Source organism: Secundilactobacillus collinoides DSM 20515 = JCM 1123, from assembly GCF_001435975.1.
GTDB lineage: Bacteria > Bacillota > Bacilli > Lactobacillales > Lactobacillaceae > Secundilactobacillus > Secundilactobacillus collinoides.
The window spans coordinates 1-17,696 of record NZ_AYYR01000074.1; the positions used below are offsets into that span (position 1 = coordinate 1).

General features: G+C 44.8%; 10 protein-coding genes. 6 read left to right on the forward strand and 4 right to left on the reverse strand.

Annotated elements, in window-relative coordinates; translation table 11 throughout:
- Window positions 1-185: 185 nt before the first annotated feature.
- Complete coding sequence (locus FC82_RS11785; protein WP_056997102.1) at window positions 186-5,201, reverse strand: S8 family serine peptidase; 5,016 nt, start codon at window positions 5,199-5,201, stop codon at window positions 186-188.
- Window positions 5,202-5,597: 396 nt separating this feature from the next.
- Window positions 5,598-6,623, reverse strand: a complete 1,026-nt coding sequence (locus FC82_RS11790; protein ID WP_056997103.1) for an IS30 family transposase — start codon at window positions 6,621-6,623, stop codon at window positions 5,598-5,600.
- Window positions 6,624-6,822: 199 nt separating this feature from the next.
- Here FC82_RS11790 and galU point away from each other — a divergent pair, with 199 nt between their 5' ends.
- Complete coding sequence (galU, locus tag FC82_RS11795) at window positions 6,823-7,725, forward strand: UTP--glucose-1-phosphate uridylyltransferase GalU (RefSeq protein ID WP_056997178.1); 903 nt, start codon at window positions 6,823-6,825, stop codon at window positions 7,723-7,725.
- Window positions 7,726-7,815: 90 nt separating this feature from the next.
- Here galU and FC82_RS11800 read toward each other — a convergent pair whose 3' ends face one another.
- Both FC82_RS11800 and FC82_RS16915 read right to left on the reverse strand, forming a co-directional pair.
- Window positions 7,816-8,715 carry a 3-hydroxyacyl-CoA dehydrogenase gene (locus FC82_RS11800; protein WP_056997104.1) on the reverse strand — a complete coding sequence of 300 codons (900 nt, stop codon included), beginning with the start codon at window positions 8,713-8,715 and terminating at the stop codon, window positions 7,816-7,818.
- Between the two features lie 169 nt (window positions 8,716-8,884).
- Entirely contained in the window at window positions 8,885-9,187 is a 303-nt protein-coding gene (locus tag FC82_RS16915) for a hypothetical protein (RefSeq protein WP_054759942.1), read from the reverse strand.
- 60 nt (window positions 9,188-9,247) lie between these two features.
- Between FC82_RS16915 and FC82_RS11810 the strand changes: the two genes are divergently transcribed.
- The 5 genes from FC82_RS11810 to FC82_RS11830 all read left to right on the forward strand — a co-directional run bounded on the left by FC82_RS11810 (window position 9,248) and on the right by FC82_RS11830 (window position 17,421).
- On the forward strand, window positions 9,248-9,667 hold the full coding sequence (locus FC82_RS11810) for a helix-turn-helix domain-containing protein (protein ID WP_056997105.1): 420 nt from the start codon (window positions 9,248-9,250) through the stop codon (window positions 9,665-9,667).
- A 74-nt stretch (window positions 9,668-9,741) separates the two neighbouring features.
- Entirely contained in the window at window positions 9,742-10,017 is a 276-nt protein-coding gene (locus FC82_RS11815) for a hypothetical protein (protein WP_056997106.1), read from the forward strand.
- 123 nt (window positions 10,018-10,140) lie between these two features.
- Window positions 10,141-12,177, forward strand: coding sequence for an FAD-dependent oxidoreductase (locus FC82_RS11820; protein ID WP_056997107.1), 2,037 nt, complete (start codon window positions 10,141-10,143; stop codon window positions 12,175-12,177).
- Between the two features lie 81 nt (window positions 12,178-12,258).
- Window positions 12,259-13,131 carry a MerR family transcriptional regulator gene (locus tag FC82_RS11825; protein WP_056997108.1) on the forward strand — a complete coding sequence of 291 codons (873 nt, stop codon included), beginning with the start codon at window positions 12,259-12,261 and terminating at the stop codon, window positions 13,129-13,131.
- Window positions 13,132-13,455: 324 nt separating this feature from the next.
- On the forward strand, window positions 13,456-17,421 hold the full coding sequence (locus FC82_RS11830; RefSeq protein WP_056997109.1) for a MucBP domain-containing protein: 3,966 nt from the start codon (window positions 13,456-13,458) through the stop codon (window positions 17,419-17,421).
- Window positions 17,422-17,696 lie beyond the last annotated feature (275 nt).

A 17,696-nucleotide genomic window follows, 5' to 3' on the forward strand; every position in this document is an offset into this window, starting at 1 on the left:
AAGCTAGCTCACGGCCTGGCTCCATGGTTGTTGCACTTGAGTTGACATTCCGGGTAATGGAATCGTAGGTCCTGACGTGTCAATAAAATGACATTTATCAAAAAGCGACATAAAGGAACATTTTTCTCGAAAGTTTCAGTAGCTATAGAAAGCCTTATCTTTGTTTAAGCGAATTCCCTTGTTTACTAATGTTCACGATGTTTTGAGCGACTTGCTAAACCAACAAGAGTCGAGATACTTAAGAGAATAGTACCTATGAGTGCTGCTACTGGAGTAGCGGTTTCACTTGTTTGAGGTAATCTATTCGCTGGCAATTCGGATTGATTAGACTGTCCCTTAGTACCGGTGGCATCAGGGTATACAGACTTATGGTTGGTGGTCAAACGAACTGAGCTTGCGTCAGTCAGCTTTGAACTATTGAAACCATTTTTTTGGAAATTACGCTGAGCACCACTATATTTTAATACTCTTGGATGGTTTGTACCTCTGTAATTACCGTCTTCATAAGCTAAAGTCATTGAATGCTTGTGTTTAGATTTCTTCTTGGATGAGCTGTTGTTATTAGCAGGTAGCTTGGTCGATTTATTTGATTTAGTGCTTGCTGATCTCTTAGATTGGTTATTGATGGAACCGCGTGTTGTATCTGTTGTTGAATTTGTTTTCTGTATACTTTCATCATTATTAGTCACAGTTGGTGCAGAGTGATTGAGCGTCCATTCAGCAAGCCAGCGATCTTGAAATCTTGATTCAGAAACGTAGTGAACAATCACCTTTTTGGTCACTGTATTACCAACTTGGTCGGTTAAGGTAATCAGAAATGTATTGTCATTTGTTGCAGAATCGGGATTGTCTATTAATTTGTATGTGTTAGTGAAGGCAACAGGTGTATAAGGATTGGTATCATCACTTAGAATTGTCCCGTCAGCACTTTTGTAGAAGTCGGAAATGTAATCGACCCCTGTGTTGTGTTGTTCACGATAAATGTTATTGCCGTTGATAGTCAGAGCATAATCATCCAAATTATCATAAGCTGTTCCGCTTAATGTAAATGTTGGGTCGTAACTTGTCACTTCATAAGTGTTGTCACCATCATCAGTCCAAGATGAGGTGTTGTCGAGTTCCAAATCAGGATTGCTGGTATCCAAAATTAAAACAGCATCTCCAACGACTGTTTTTCTGTTGGCCACATATGAGTAGCCAATGTTTCTTTCGGACGTCGGATCCATATGAATCTTGTAGACAAAAGTGCCGTCTGGGTTGACCGTTAAGCTCTTTTCTGAAGCTGGTAAATCATCTGCATGAAATTGAAAGTCAGTCGCTGCTGAATCAATTGTACCTGTTATCGTAAACATTTCAGTAGCTGGATCATAATAACCATCTGTTATAGCATCTTGGCCATAACGAACAGTATTCATATCGTTTAGATTGTCAAAATGGATATCGCTGTTTGGTGTTGCATAATAGGTCGCATCTGCTAGTTCGAAACCAGGTTGTGTGGATGGAATAGTAGCAGTTGTCGGATCGGTTTGAGTCGAAGTAGTAGATGCTGTACCAAGTTCTGCCTCGGTAGAAGCTGTTTGAAAATCAGGTGCATCTGCATCGTACTGAATATCGATGTTTTCTCCGCTGAAAATAGAGTATTTACCTTGAGATGTATACGTAAGACCATCGTTAGCCGAAGGGCCAGGTGTATCGACGACAACACTGCCGTACAAGGCAGTACTGTCGCCCAAGTCAAAGGTAAAAGTTGCTACTCCGTCTTCAACACTGTCCGGATAGTAAATTTGGGTGAATTGACCTGTGCTAGTCATTCCAAGGACATAGACTTTCACGTCGGGTTCATCGTTCACAAGAGCTTTAATAGTAATTTGTTTTTGATTTGTTACATATTTACTAGCCTGATGCGTTATATCAAACGTTTCACCCAATTTCTGCCATTGCAGGAACGGTTCAGTACTTGTGTGAGTAAATGATCTAATAAGGTTTGTCCCAGCAGCATCAGAAGTAAAATTTAATGTTGAATCAGCATCGACCTGCACATTGAAAGTGCCATTTATTGGTGTGACAAGCGTACCATCGAGATAGAATGGACTATTTGAACTCCCTTTTAAATCAAAGGTATTGGATGTTGCATTGTAGTCAGATGAAGATGTATCAAAGGGTTGCCCATTGATGGCGTTCCAAATAGCAATACCAGTGTTTTTGGAAGTATCATCAGGGGAATCAACTAAAATTGTTGTTTTATTATCGGCTGTATCAGCCAAGGACAGTGTTACTTGAGGGGTTGCCGTAGCAAGTGCAGACAATTCGGCATCTGTGAGGCTGAAACTAAAATTACCCTGAGTTTGACTATCATTGGAGAATGTGCCTTTTAAGTTGATTGCATATGACTGGTCATTAATCTGCAACTCTAAATTAGAGTAATCCGTAAAGCCAACGCCAGTATCGCTATACGTACCCGAAATAGTATGGGTTGAAGCATCGTATGTGGCACTTAGTGATGGCGCTACTGTATCAACTTTAACGGGAAAAGCCAATGTCTGAACCTGATTAGCACCGTCATTAACTAATGTGCCCACTAATTCATAGGTGTATTGTCCATCTGGGGCAGTTTCGTACTCACCTGTTAATTGATTATAAATGGTGCCGTCCCAATTAAACAAAGTTTGATCATTTTGCATGTCGATACCCAGTCGAATGTCTTGAGGATCGTCACCGTCATTATTAGATTTATCAACATCTTGTTGATCAGCAATAATTCTAACAATATTACCATTTGCATCGACTACTTCAGCCTTTAAATCTTTCAAATTTTGCAGTGTGTAGACAAGAGGAGAAAGGTTATCGAAATTATTGTCGCCATTCGGAGAAATGGCCGTTTTGCTATCTTGGCTTAATTCAGCTGCTGTGGTGAAGCTGTAATAACCATCGCTCCCTTGAGTTACCAATGCCTCCAATGAATCTTTGTCAGTAACGCCGAGGGGGTAATTATTTGTATCAGTTAAATAACCACCATCAAATATACTTTCGGAGCTGCCGATTTTTGCATCGAAAACGTCTTCATCAGTCGAATCACCATAGTATCCCATGTAGGGAACGACTAAATCGGGATTACCATCTGTACTGGTAAAGCCTAGAAAGCCTTCAAGATATTTATCTTTTTCTTGATTGCTGTCAATCGTAAGCGTGAAAGTTAGTGTTTTAGTTTCACCAGCTTGAAGTGTGATCTCGTCAGTATCTGTATCAATACTGGCGTCAGAATCGTAAACGTCATAAGTATGAACACCATCAATAGCGTTAGTCATGACGCCACCGTAATTATTAAATGTGTAACTGGCAGTGGTATTAGACAAATTCGTGAATGTGAGGTTGAAGGTCTCGCTTGTTGTGTTATCAGCAATTTGTTTTAATGAGACTGATCCACTTCCATCAGCAGTATTGATAACGACTGGCGTTATCATCGCAGCAGCAGCATTTACTTGACCGGCTCCTTCTTTACGAGGAGATACATAGTTACCAGGATAATAGACGTCTTCCATTGGGTCAGCAGTATTTTTTAATATTAATTTTGCTGTGCGAACTAAGTCAGCACCCTGCAAAGAGGTCGTGCCCTTCAATTTTTGAAGAACTAAAGTAGCTAATCCGGCCAAATAAGGGGTGGCAAAAGACGTCCCTGAATCACCATCGAATGAGTTTGTATTTTGCAGTGATAATGATTGTACATCCCAACCTGGAGAAGAGATATCTGGCTTTAATGTAAAATCAGAAGTGGGCCCGTTACTCGAAAAATAAGCCATAGTATCAACATTAGCCATGTTAGTCCAAAGACTATCTGTTAAGTCGGCCGAATCTAAGTTAGTTGAATTGGTTTCAGCAGCCACCGTCATTGCATTTTGAGAAATCCCGGGGTCAGCAATAGCACCACCGTTTGTGACGGGTTGGCTCTCAGTACTGCCATTATCGTCAAGCCCAGTTGATGCACCACTAGCGTCCGAAGCAGAATCACCATTGTTTGCAGCGGCTACTGAGACAAAGACACCAGTGTCGATTGCATATTGAATTGCTGATTGTTCTAGATCAGTGTCCGATTGAGACGGAATCCCTTGAGCAACTGAAAGCGTGATGACATCAGCACCTAGATAGACTGCGTCACGTATGGCTCTAGCAACGTCTTCAGCTTGTTCATTAGGAAATTCATCAACAACGCGCATCATAAGCAATTGTGCCTCTGGAGCAGTTCCAAGCATGTATTGGCTGGTACCACTGGTCGGTTTGTCAGCAGCAACAACGCCTGAAACCATCATCCCATGATCGGTTTTGCCATCATTTGTTTCTGTGTCACTATTGTCAACATAGTTATAAAAGAATGGCACTTTTGAATTCTCATAAACACCATATCCAAGATTACTGATTTTTGTTTCAGCTTCTGTTTGAGATATTGCAGCACTGTCAGGGTCATCTAAAGTCATATTATCGTTATTTGGATTAAATCCAAGGTCGATAACAGCAATGACCATTCCTTTACCAGTATAGCCATCGTCCCAAGCACTTGACACTTGCGTTTTGGCCAAATTATTAGCGTTTGATGCATCATTAATTTCGTCTGTCAGCTGTGTGCCGAGCGCAGTATCAACAGTGCTGGCGTAATAAGATTGATTTTTCTCCGTGTTAGTTGCATTTGGCGAAGACGCTGTGCCAGATACGTTAGACAGGTCCGTTGGTGTGCTGCTCTGGTTGTTTTCTACACCAGAATTATCAGATATATTACTATTTGACTCACTTGTCGCAGAAGGTTCAGTAGACGGCGAACTATTGTGTTGACCACTAGATTTGTCCGCAGGCACTTCATTGGGTCCTGTACTTGTTGTGGTTGACGTAATGTAAGTAGAAGATGCTGTGTCAGAAGTTCCTGTAGCGGGCTGATTTGAACTGCCATTTGAATTACTTGGCGTAATATTGGGGTTTTGAACAGTTTCTGATTTATTGCTTTGCTCAGAAGCGCTATCAGCCGAAGATGCTGTTTGACTTGTCGAGGAATCAGCAAATACTTTTTGTTGATCTAATAACAATACACCTCCAAATAATGAAAGTGATAAGCCGGTTATTAGCCAGCTTTTACCTTTCTTGTATAATTTGAAATGAATTTTACTCTTTAACACCACTTGATGTTTGTGGTTCTTGGCGAATGATTGCGTTTTCATTAGGCATTCCTCTAATCATATTTTAATTAAAATATAATTAGATAGTAGAATTTAATTTTGGCAAAGTCAATGTGTTTTTCTTAATTTCATATAAATTAATGATTTGTTTGAAAGCTAATAATCTACAAATTGATATATTCACAACAGTGTATAACCCCTACATTTCAGTAAAAACTGCCGGAATAATAAATATAAATTAAACAGAAAGTAGCTTAGAAAAATATTGTTCAATAAATAATTGTTGATTAAGTATATTATATAGACGTTATGAATAATGAAAATGACATGATGCTAAAAATTGCATCATTAAAATAATTTAATATTATGGATTGAATGTGATATTTTATTTCCCGGAATGTCGACTCAAGTGCAGCAACCATTGAGCCAGGCCGTGAGCTAGCTTGCAAGCGCAGCCTCAATAAGCTCGGCGGCGTTAGCGTAGCCGAGTGTCATGCGATGCTTTTGATTCAGCGCCTCTTGAACCTTTGCGATGTCATCATCAGAGAAACCATGTAGCGATAGACCCTTAGGGATGTACTCTCGAATCAAACCGTTCTGGTTCTCGTTACTGCCACGTTCCCAAGGTGAGTAAGGGTGCGCAAAGTAGATCTGAGGCCCTTGAATCTGGTCCAACAGTTTGAACTCAGAACCGTTATCAAAAGTGATGGTCTTAAAGTAGCCAGGATGCTGATCAATGGTAGCTTGAAGCTCTTTTAGGCAGGTGTCTGTGTGGTAATTGGGAATCTTGACGATGATCTCATAGCGGGTTCGCCGTTCGGTCAGGGTCATCAGCGCTGGTTCACTAGCCTGACACTTGCCTTTAACTAGGTCACCCTCCCAATCACCAAAGCGTTCACGGTTATTGATAGTGTCTGGTCGTTCATCAATTGAAGTGCCAGCTAGACGCTTGTTTTTCCACGAGTGGTTGTGACGATTGGACTTTACATGGCGTCGTAGCTTGGCTGGCAGGTCGATATTTTTAATGTCTAAGCGACCTTGATCAATGTACCGATAAACAGTCGGTGTTGAGGGGCATGGTTTGTCAGGATGAGCCTGTTTAAAGGTATGAACAAAGCCATCAACACTATCAATCCGTGGCCGGCGTTTAAGTGCTGTTTTAAGCATCTTGAAGAACAGCCAGCAGACTTCCTCTAAGCCTCTGAAACGGCAATTTTGACGGGCTTTTTCGTGGCGAATTTGGCTGGTATCCGCAAAGTATTCGGTGAAAAAGAGATGGTCAGAATTACGCTGTTGAACAGTACCACGCCTAATTTCACGTGAGATGGTGCTACGACTACGGTCAAGCCGACGGGCAATTTCAGCCTGAGATTCTCCCACATTCAAATACGCTTGAATTTCGCCTCTTTCTTCCGGGGTAAGTTGTTGATAATGCTTGGTAGTGCTATTCTTGGATTGGGTCATGGAGATATCCTTTCTTTAGAGTTTCGGCACTTTAAGTTTAGGTCTCCATGGCCTATTTGTATAATTTGAACTTGTTGCACTTAGATTTTAAATCCGGGAAAATATTTCTAGGAATACTTGTGGATTTAATTAAAATTATTGCTGGTTTTGGTATAATGTAATGGACTTAATTTCCGAATGTAGGAAGGAATTGAAAATGATGAAAGTACGTAAAGCGGTTATCCCCGCAGCTGGTCTAGGAACACGGTTTCTACCAGCAACCAAAGCCTTAGCAAAAGAAATGCTCCCAATCGTCGACAAGCCCACAATTCAGTTTATCGTCGAGGAAGCCAAAGCAAGTGGTATCACTGATATTTTAATCGTTGAAGGTAAACAAAAGCGATCCATTGAAGATCACTTCGATTCTGCCCCCGAATTGGAACAGAATTTGAAGATGAAGGGTAAGGACGGCTTATTGAAGCTGGTTAACGATACCACGGATATTGGCGTTAACTTATTCTTCGTTCGGCAGCCATACCCTAATGGGTTGGGCGATGCTGTCCGGATGGCTAAGTCGTTCATTGCTGACGAACCATTTGTGGTCATGTTGGGTGATGATCTAATGAGTGATCGGGTTCCATTGACCCAACAGTTGATTGATCAGTATGAAAAGACCCACGCTTCTATCTTGGCCGTTAAGAAAGTGCCTCATGAAGATGTGTCAGCTTATGGCGTGATCGATCCTGAGAGTGAAGTCTCTGATGGCTTGTACAACGTTCGTAAGTTCGTTGAAAAGCCAGCGGTGGATAAAGCACCTAGTGATTTGGCCATCATTGGTCGTTACCTGTTGACCCCTGAGATTTTTGGCGTTTTGGAAAACCAGAAGCCGGGTAAGGGTGGCGAGATTCAGTTAACGGATGCCATTGATACGTTGAATCAAACGCAGCGTGTGTTTGCCCATGAGTTTAAGGGTGATCGGTTCGACGTTGGGAATAAGTTGGGCTATGTGACCACTAATGTGGAATATGGGCTGACACATCCGGAGATTAAGGATGAGTTGAAGCAGTATATTTTGGACTTGGCTGAGCGGTTGAAGGCTGAGGATAGTAAGGATAAAAAGTAACACCGGACAGTCAACTCAATTTCAGCAGGATAAATCAAATAGCAAAATGAAAAGGCATCAAATAAAGATGCCTTTTTCGTTTTTCTATTTTTATATTTTCAAAAAGTCAGGATCCTCAAACGCGGGGTGCGGGTACTTATAGAACCCTTCACCAGATTCCCGACCAAGCTTGCCTTCGTCCAACAGTTTCTTAATGCTGTCCACAACAACTTGAAGCTGCTTGTCCTGAGTGCTAGCAGCGTAGGTCGCGGTGATATTATAGGCAGTCCGTAACCCGACCACGTCCAGGATGGCAAACGGACCCTGCGGCGCACCGGTTGCTTTCATCCAGGTTTTATCGATGGTTTGCGGGTCAGCTACACCTTTAGTCCAGAGTTCCTGACCTGCGTTTAGAAACGGAATCAGCAGGGAGTTCAAAATGTAGCCTGGTTGTTCCTTTTGAAGTTGAATTGGAACCATACCGATTTCACGGGCGTATTCCACAATTTCTTTATAAATTTCCGGGTCAGTCTTTGGTGAGCCCATGACCTCCGCAGTGTTATTTAACCAAACCTGGTTAGCAAAGTGCAGGTTCAGAAACTTCTCTGGTCGGCCTGTGTCGTCCATGAACATGCTTGGAATCAAGGTTGATGAGTTGCTGGCAAAAATAGTTTTTGCGGGGGCGACTTTTGCGAGCTGTTGATAGAAACTGTGCTTGATCTCAGGCTTTTCGGGAATGGCCTCAATCACCAAATCGGCATCCTTCACGGCGTCTGCTAAGTCGGATGAGTAACTCAGATTTTCCAAACCGGCTTCAAATTTGGCATCATCGATGTTTAAATCGTGCTCATACAGCGACCGTAAATCTTTGACCCGATTTTTTGCCTTCGCAACCGCATCATCGCTAATATCGTAAATCGTTACATTCTTGCCACTATATGCAGATTGATAAGCAATTTGACTACCTAACACACCACTACCAGCAACTGTTACGTTTTTAATATCAGTCATGATGGGCCTCCTTATTGGGAAAACTTAACGTATGATTAACTATGTCTTTCGAGAACAGTGTAGTCAATAAGTTAAGCGCTTACAAGCAGTTTGCTCATTAATTTTGCTGATAAGCTGGATACGTTGATTTGACGGCGGTTGCAATTGACACTTTGTGATTTTTATACCATTAGCATTGAAAAATCGACGCATCTGCAGCGTTAGTTTCATCTTGCCAGATAAGTTCAATAAACTTCTGTACGGCCGGATCGTCCCGGTTGTTAAACGAGATACCGGTATCAATCTGTAAGAGGTTCTTGGGCATTTGATAGATATTTACGCTGTCATTTGTCAGTAAGTTCTGATTATTGACTGTATCAATTATTGAGAAGGTAAGGCCAACATGGTTGCTCACCAGTAAGGTTGCTAGTTCCAGATCAGGGAAGGTCGCAAGTGTCTGTAGAATAATGTTCTGACAGCTGGCACACGTCATTATAATGACAGATTTTTAAATTATAATACGTATTGCTACCCTGTGCTCGGAGGTGAAAGTATGGTAACTAAATCTAATCATGATTATTACGTTTATAATGATTTAGCTGGCATTTTAAAGCAACGTCATTATTCTATTAGTGCGTTGAGTAAAAATACTGGGATTTCCAGGCCAGCGATTTCACAACTCGTTCACGACCCACAACAAAATATTACCCTTCGAAACGCGATGCTGATTGCCCAAGAGTTGAGTGTTCCAATTTTTGAAGCATTAGAGTTACGCTCAGTTTATGCCAAAGATGAAGAGGCTAAGTTTACTATCGATAATTTAAAACAGTTAAATGACCTAGTTTCAGAATTTGGTATCTCGCTTGATTTCGAGTTCTATTCGTGGCGCAAATCAGTCAATGTTTATACAAAATATGCGACGCAAAGAAGCGTGTATCTATCAGGGAATTTTAGAATCTCTGGGGGCCAGTAGCCATCTCAATTGACGCTGATTGACTTTGATATTATTAAAAAAATGGGAAAGTCTCTGAAAATAAAGCCGTCCAAATGGGAATCAATATCCTTAAGTCGCTGCAATCCTATGCCAGAACGTTACATCTCTTGAGTATTGAAATGCCATTATTAGTCGTTGATGAACAAATTTCAGATGAAGATGAGACGCCTGATGAGTTAAAAGCGGCGAATCAAGATCAGTTTCAAAAAGAGCCTTACTTTTTCAGACAGTACCAAATTGCGTATGAATGCGGTTTTCGCGCGAATTCAGATCGAATGAAATATCAGTTGAGCTTTAAGCCATACTGGATGATTTGGTACACAATGTAGAATTGTAATAGCAGTCAAATGTATCCAAAAAAATATGAACCTTTTTCACAAAAAGTCTTGACGGTGAACCTACTTCATCAGTTATGATTTAGATGTAAACGATTACAACAGGAGGTCTTTATCATGACTGAACATTTAAAAAATGGTACCTTTGTTGGCACTGGAAAAGGGTTTAAAAATAGAATTGTTGTGTCTGCCACGATTGAAAACGACGAGATTCAATCAGTGAAACTTGTCTCAAGCGCAGATAGTCCAGAAGTTGGTGAAAAAATTATCCCAACGCTGGTCAAAGAAGCAAACGACACTAAAGCTTTTAAGGTCGATGCCGTTTCTGGCGCGTCATTTACATCCGGTGGGTTCAACCAAGCGATGGCTGATGTTAAACGCCAAGCGTTAGGACAAAGTGCCCCAACTGATACTAAGCTGACAGATGGGACTTACTCGGCAACTGTAAAGTCATTAAAGGACCGCGAAGGCTTGCCAGGTGTCGGTGAAATGACGCTCTCTGCAACTTTTGCAGATGACCAGATTACTCAGATTGAAACACCAGCCTATACTGATACGAGGATTATGGGCGGCATGGCGTTTGATATTTTGAAGAAACAGGTAATTGGTAACCAATCAACAGATGTTGATGCCGTTACTGGTGCCACTGTTTCATCAAACGCGTTCATCTCAGCACTTGATGATTGTATTCAACAAGCCGGCGGAGATCCAACAGCTTTCTCAGCTCGACACATTGACCGGCCAGTGCCAAAAACGCAAGAAATAAACACTGATTTAGTCGTAATCGGTGCCGGAATGGCTGGACTGTCTTCAGCCATTGAAGGCAAAACACAGGGCGCTGATGTGATTTTATGCGAAGCCCAACAAGTTGACGGTTCTTCAACAACACGGTCGGAAGGCTTTGTCATGGGTGCCAACACGCCGGAACAAAAGAAGAATGGTATCTCTGATTCGACCGATGATTTCTACAATGACATTCATACACTCTATAAAAATGAACCCACTTTGGATGAAGGACTGCTGCACAAATTGACGGCGGACTCGACGGACCTTAACCGTTTCTTAGTTAACAACGGTGTGAAGTGGTCAGGCGTGACCCACGTCAGTGAAAAGGGCGTGCGGAACCGGAAGCGGGCGCACACGAGTGCCGGCTACGGTGCTGAGCTTGTTGAAACATTGGTGAAGTCTGCTGAAGACAAGGGTGTTGATTTACGTTTTGGAACTAAGGTCTCGAAACTGATCATTGAAGACGGTGCCGTTAAAGGTGTTGAGGCAGAAACCACCAATGGTGATCACCTCACGATTCATGCTGGTGCAGTCGTAGTTGCCTCTGGTTCGTACACCGAAAATGCTGACCTAGTAGCCGAACTTAACCCGCGGATGGACAACATTGAAGTCATTACTGGTCGAGGAAACGGTGCATCCTACCGCTTCTTCAAGCAGGCTGGTGCTGACATTGTCGATGTGCCATATATTCAAATGATGTACTATTTCTACGGTGCTTCGTGGGGCAATCGTTTCCCAGAAGCAATTCCTGGCTCACCAACTGTACCAAACTATGACGTGCTTGAAATTGATGGCGGTGGCAAACGGGTCGCTTCTGAAGATGATTTCTGCTTTGAATATACTAAGAAAGTATGGGACGGCGGTTATGACGAAGGCTATGCCGTATACGGCCAGACCGTTGCGGATAAGTATCCGGAAATGACTGACCTCGGGCTGACAACACAGACTGCCCATGGCAAGCCGTTTGGTTATAAGGAAGACAGCATCGCTGACTTGGCCAAGGACGTAGACATTGATCCTGAAGCACTGCAAGCTACTGTTGACCGGTACAACGCGCTTTGTGCCAAGGGTAGCGATGACGACTTCCACAAAGAAGCCAGCCACATGGTTCCAATCAATGGTCCGTACTATATTTTACGGTTGCCGCAAATTTGTACTGATGGATACACCGGCGCCAAAATCAATACAAACGCCCAAGTTATCGGTAAGAATGGCCAACCAATTCCAGGACTCTATGCCTGTGGATCGTGCGCCGATGGTCAAATGACTGGAATCGACTACTTTGGCTGTGGGACCTCGCTGTTGACTTGCGGCGTGTTTGGTCGTGCAGCGGCGAAGGATGCCGTTTCAAAATTGTCACTGGTATAAATGGATTTTGAGTAATGATGCACAAAAGGCTGGGAACTTCCTGGCCTTTTTTGTTATAGTTAAGCCAGTGAGGTGATTGTGATGACCAAGTCGACTGTTCATGATGGCCATTATCCGTATGTCTATACTTCTGCACAACTGGCAAAGTATTTTGGTATTACTGTTAAAGGTATTGAATATTACGAAAAGAAACAGTTGATAGCACCGGCTCGGGTGGGGGCCAGTCGTGACCGCGCGTTTAATTTAACGGACACATATCGACTGTTTATGTCACGATATTTACACCAGGCAGAATATTCGATCCAGGAAACGCTGACAATGTTGGACGAACCTGATTTAAGTAATGTGGTCCGCCAGTTTGACGACAAGATAACTCAGTTGAAACGAAAACAGCTGTGGCTGAGCCGGGTGATTGACCGGTTGAGCGAAAATTGTGCGCTTTTGAAACGAGCTGAGAACGGACCCTTCTTTGAGCAAGTAACTTCACCGGCATACCAATGGCTGTTTTTGCGTGAAATGGATGGACCACATACCAGTAATCAGCAACAGTCGAACGAATATCGGGCATGGAATGAATTGATGCCAATTACGGACGCATCGTTGCGTTATTCTGCGGATGAACTAAAAAAACTGCCAGTTGAAAAAATGGCAGAGGACACTTATTTACCGGCAGAAATTGGGATGATGATGGATGATAATGACTTTGAGCAGTTTGATTTAACAGCTAGTGAACGGACGTATTTTATGCAGTCTAGGCATTGTGTCCATACCATTTTGATTGGGAATGCACAGAAAATTGAAACGGCCGCGTGGTTGCGACCAACTTTTGATTATTTAACTGATCATAACCTGACGATGGACGGGGATATTGTAACTTCACTGTTATTTGTGTTGAATGATGAACAAGATTCCGTGCGGTTCGATGAGGCCTGGGTGCCAGTTAAACATATCTGAAGGACTGAAGTTTGTCTTGCCGTTGTACTTTGTTGCAGCGCAAGCTATTTGTTATAGGGTTCCCATTGTACAGCCTTGATTCCCCCTCATCATCTCCTCATAATTGGGACGTGCATCCGTCAATGTTTCGACCTATTGTCGTTCGAATACGTTTAGTTGTTTTTATAAATAATTAATTATAAAATAAACTCATACTAATTAATAGTGGTGGGCGCTGACAAAAAATGTACGTAATATACATTCTTGGAAGCGCCCATTTTGAATTATTAAATGAACGTTATTTTTTGGGGAGACGCTCATGAACTTCATGGAGGAGTGGGGAAAATGAATAAGGGAAGCACGCACCAGACGTTAAGGTTCAAATTATACAAGGATGGGAAAAAATGGGTGGTTGCTGGCATTGGTGTCGTTGCATTCGGATTGGTAGCAACGACAACGCCGGTTCATGCTTCGGTTATAAATGATAGCGCTACCACGATGGTGACTGGCGCTTCGGCGGGTACAGCTGCGGTTGAAGACACATCACAGGCGGATGCTGAAACGGCAGCATCATCAGGTCAGACGACCACGAAAGAGACGGGGGACACGGCCGATGATACACCGGTTGCATCATCACCTGCGCCTGTTAGTGAGGAGACAGCACCGGCTGAAGTACCACAGGGTACGAAAGAAACAGACACGAAGGCCCGAACAGAAAAGACAGGAATCGTTAGCGAAGATGCCGCCGAGTCGCCTGCTGATGATCTGGCGCAGACGCCGAAGACAAAGCCAACGGGTGAGACCGCAGCACCAGCTGACACGGCTGCCGATACCGCTCAGAACGTCGCTGACACCATTGCAGAAACAACGCACGTGGCCCTCTCAGTTGCCGCCGAGCAGTCTGACGTGGACACGAATACCTCGGCCACTTTTGACCTTGGCCTGGTGGTCGCTGGCATCAACGGTCAAACGGATTCGCAGTCACTCACGGTGACCATTCCAACCGGATTAACGCTTGATGAAGCCACGCTGAAGTCCTATGCGATCGATAACACAATACCCGTTTACGACGGTGCAACGGGCCAGTTAACCTACGCGTTTGATAAAACTTTTAACGGCATTTCAACCGTAAAAAAATACGTATTCAGCACCGATGCCAGTATGCCAAATGGCACCGTTATTTCTGTTGGCGCAACGTACGTCAATGGTGAGACAGTGATCAATGCCGGAGAGCCGGCTACCGTGACTGTGCACTCGTCGGCGAAGTACGGGACGACCAACCAATTTGTGGCGGTTCTGCAAACGAACGCAGACGGCAGTGTCACTAATGAAGCGGGCGCCGTGACATTTGATACGAGTAAGGCCGCGCCGGTGGCGGGAGACTATGTCGTTTATCAGTTTGGCGTCTCAGCACCAAAAAAAGTGGTTGGGCAAGCGTACTTTAAGCCCGGGTCACAAATCGTTATCCGGTACACATTGCCGGCTCAAATGACCTACGTCGGCACGCTTGGAAATATCGGTCAGCTGCAGGTCGAAACGCAGTCTGACGGCGGGACTTATCTGTATTTCACCCTTGCAGCGCCAACCCTGGCGGAACAGGACGCCGCCACTGACAATCTCATTGATAATCAATTTTACGTGGTCACAAAGCTCGCTGACGATGTGGCTGCCAACACGCGATTGGTCACTGCTGATATGGCGCAGGGCACGACCATTAACGGCGATGCCTGGCAATCAGCTCACGCAAACAGTACCGTTTATACGGCCGCCGACCTGGCTAGCCAAGTTGTACCAACTGAAGGCACCACGTACTGGCTTTATAATTTCTCACCAAAAATCAACGACGTGAACATCGGCAGCTCATCAGCTACCAACATTGACCCGCAGGTACTGCCAGGCGATACGATCACCAGCACCATGATTCTCGGGACTGGCATTTATGATTACACGGACGCCTATGTGGCCACCATGCAAAAATACAGTCCCGAATATCAAGCACTGACGGACTATGAATTCACTTACGATGCCGACCAGAACGACCTACTGGATCTGCAGGCATTCTACGTGGCTAAGCCGACGCAGTACGCTCAGGGTGGTGCGGTCACGGGGGCGCTGCAAGAACTGCCGACCTTTGACGTTTATGTGCAGTATGAAGGCGCCAGCGATTTTGAAACCACGCCCATTTTAACTGACGTTTCGGATGGCATGTATTCGCTTGATACCCTCACAGATACGACACAGTACGTTGACAAGCTGAAATTTGTTTGGACAAAACTAGTCGGCGGGATGCTGTACGGAAACCTGTCGTTTTACAGTATTCCAAAACCGAACGTTTCTGGGACCTCGATCAACGACTGGTCAGCCACAATCGGCGGTGTGGCCAGTCAGAGCCAGTTAGTCAACCACTTCATCCGGACAACGTTTACGCCGGATGGGGCAACGGTGGTGGCCAGTCTGAATGATGATTTTCAAGCGGATGTCGGCGTGGACGTGGTGGCCGAATCTTCACACGGGACGGGCGAGCCAATTAATCAAGCAACCTACAATGCGTACATGGCGTACATGAGCCGCAAGACGCTGGAAATTGTTCAGCCGTCTGAAAACACGCAGCGGGTCTTTAACGAATCGCTCAAGTTTACGAACACCGTTGACGGCCGGACAGCACTGGGCGACAACAGCTTAAAGGTCGTTGTTGAAAACAACACGGCCTCCCTGATGAGTATTTCGGGGGTCGACAGTTACGTGGTGCTGCCAAAAGGTATCACCTATACGGGCAGTGACACGCAGGTGACCGTGGCGGATGCCGACTACCTAGGTACGGGCGCAACGTTGCTGCACATTGACTGGGTCAAAAAGGACCTTGCTCCCAAACAGCAAAACAGTCTGTTGCTGCCGGTAACACTGGCGAGCGGCCTGACCCAGTTTGACGTTCAACTGTATTCTTACACAACGGATGCTGATGCTCTGGCACCCGGGGACGTGAGTGAAACAACGGCTTCTGATGTGGTCAAGATGACGGACACGACTGATGCTGACAATAATACCGCCACTACCGATGTGTTTTTCACCACCTACAGCAGCGCTACGACCAAGACTGACAGTCTGATCGGTGTGCAGGCCACCGCTGAAAACAAGGCGGGGACGGTGACTACTGACGATACGCTCACCGTTCCCGTTGCGCGGGGCGACCAAGTTACCTTTGGACTCCAGTTACGGCCAACCACGGACACCGCGTTGCAGGACGTGGTGATCATTGGGACGCTGCCATCCGTTGATGATACCGCAGTGCTTAATACGGAAGATGATCGTGGCACCACCGCAATCGTTCAACTTACGGGTCCAGTTGTGCTGCCAGCAAGCTGGGAGAACTTGGCGCAAGTGCTGTACACTACCAGCACCACCCCGGCTGACAGTAACGCAGCATGGCTGAGCGCCGAGTCTATCGGTGGCGACACTGGGATATCATTTAACGACTTGACCGCCTTTAAAATCGTCTTTACTTCGCCCATCAGCTACCTTGACGGTGGTGCCCAGCAGATCACCATTCCCGCCTGGGTCACCATGACATCGCAGGCTGGACAGACGGCTTACATCAGTTTCAGCATGACCGCCAACGGGCTAGCCGCAACTGAAGGGACCAAGGCCGGCCTCGTCGTTGTTGACGGTGTGCACCAGCTGGTGACACCGGTACCGGCCACGCTGACCATTCACTATGTTGATGAAAACGGCAACACGATTGGTGATGTTTTGACCAAAACGGGGTACGTCGGGAACGGTTATCAGGTTACACCAGGAACCATTGACGGCTACACCTACGTGGGGATTGCTACGGAATCTGCGCCAGTTGATGGTGTCCTAACTACACCAAGCACAACTGTGACGCTCCAGTACCAAGCAATCAGGAATCCAAATGGGGGCGGAAATGGCGGCGTGCCAACTGCCCCGTCCCAGCCAACTGAACAACCGCAAACGGTGACTGATCCCGAAACGCCAGTGGTACCAACAGTTAACACTGTTTCGACTGGTGGTAGTGATGACGTTTCGGTGACGTCCCAGGCAACCACGGACACAGATCGCACGAACACCACCGCTCATGGCAATACTCAGACGGCGGAAACAGGGCAGATTGACCTAGAGACGCCGACTGCTGTAACCAATGGAGGCGCACGTCAATCTGCGCAAACCCCACAAAATGGTGCCAAGACGTTACCACAAACGGATGAACAGAACGGTGCTTCTGTGAAGGCTTTAGGGCTTGTTGGGTTGATGACGTTGTTGCTGGGCATGCTGCCTTGGAAGAAGCAGGAGTGATTGTTTAGTTATGTAATTCTGAAGCTCCTTGGCGAAAATTTTTAAAGATTATGAGAGTAGTACACAGATCTTTGACCCCATAAAATACGCGACCTCTGCTGGAAATCCATTAGGAATTCTAGTGAGGTCGCGTTTTTCTATGGTCGGATTGGCACAGGCATTTGCATCGACCGAGGGTATTTTTTTGATTATGGAGTAGATTTTTAATTCTGCATAGTGTAAACGTGGTTCGGAAAGCAAGGGGTTTTACATAATCAACTTCCACGCTTGATGTT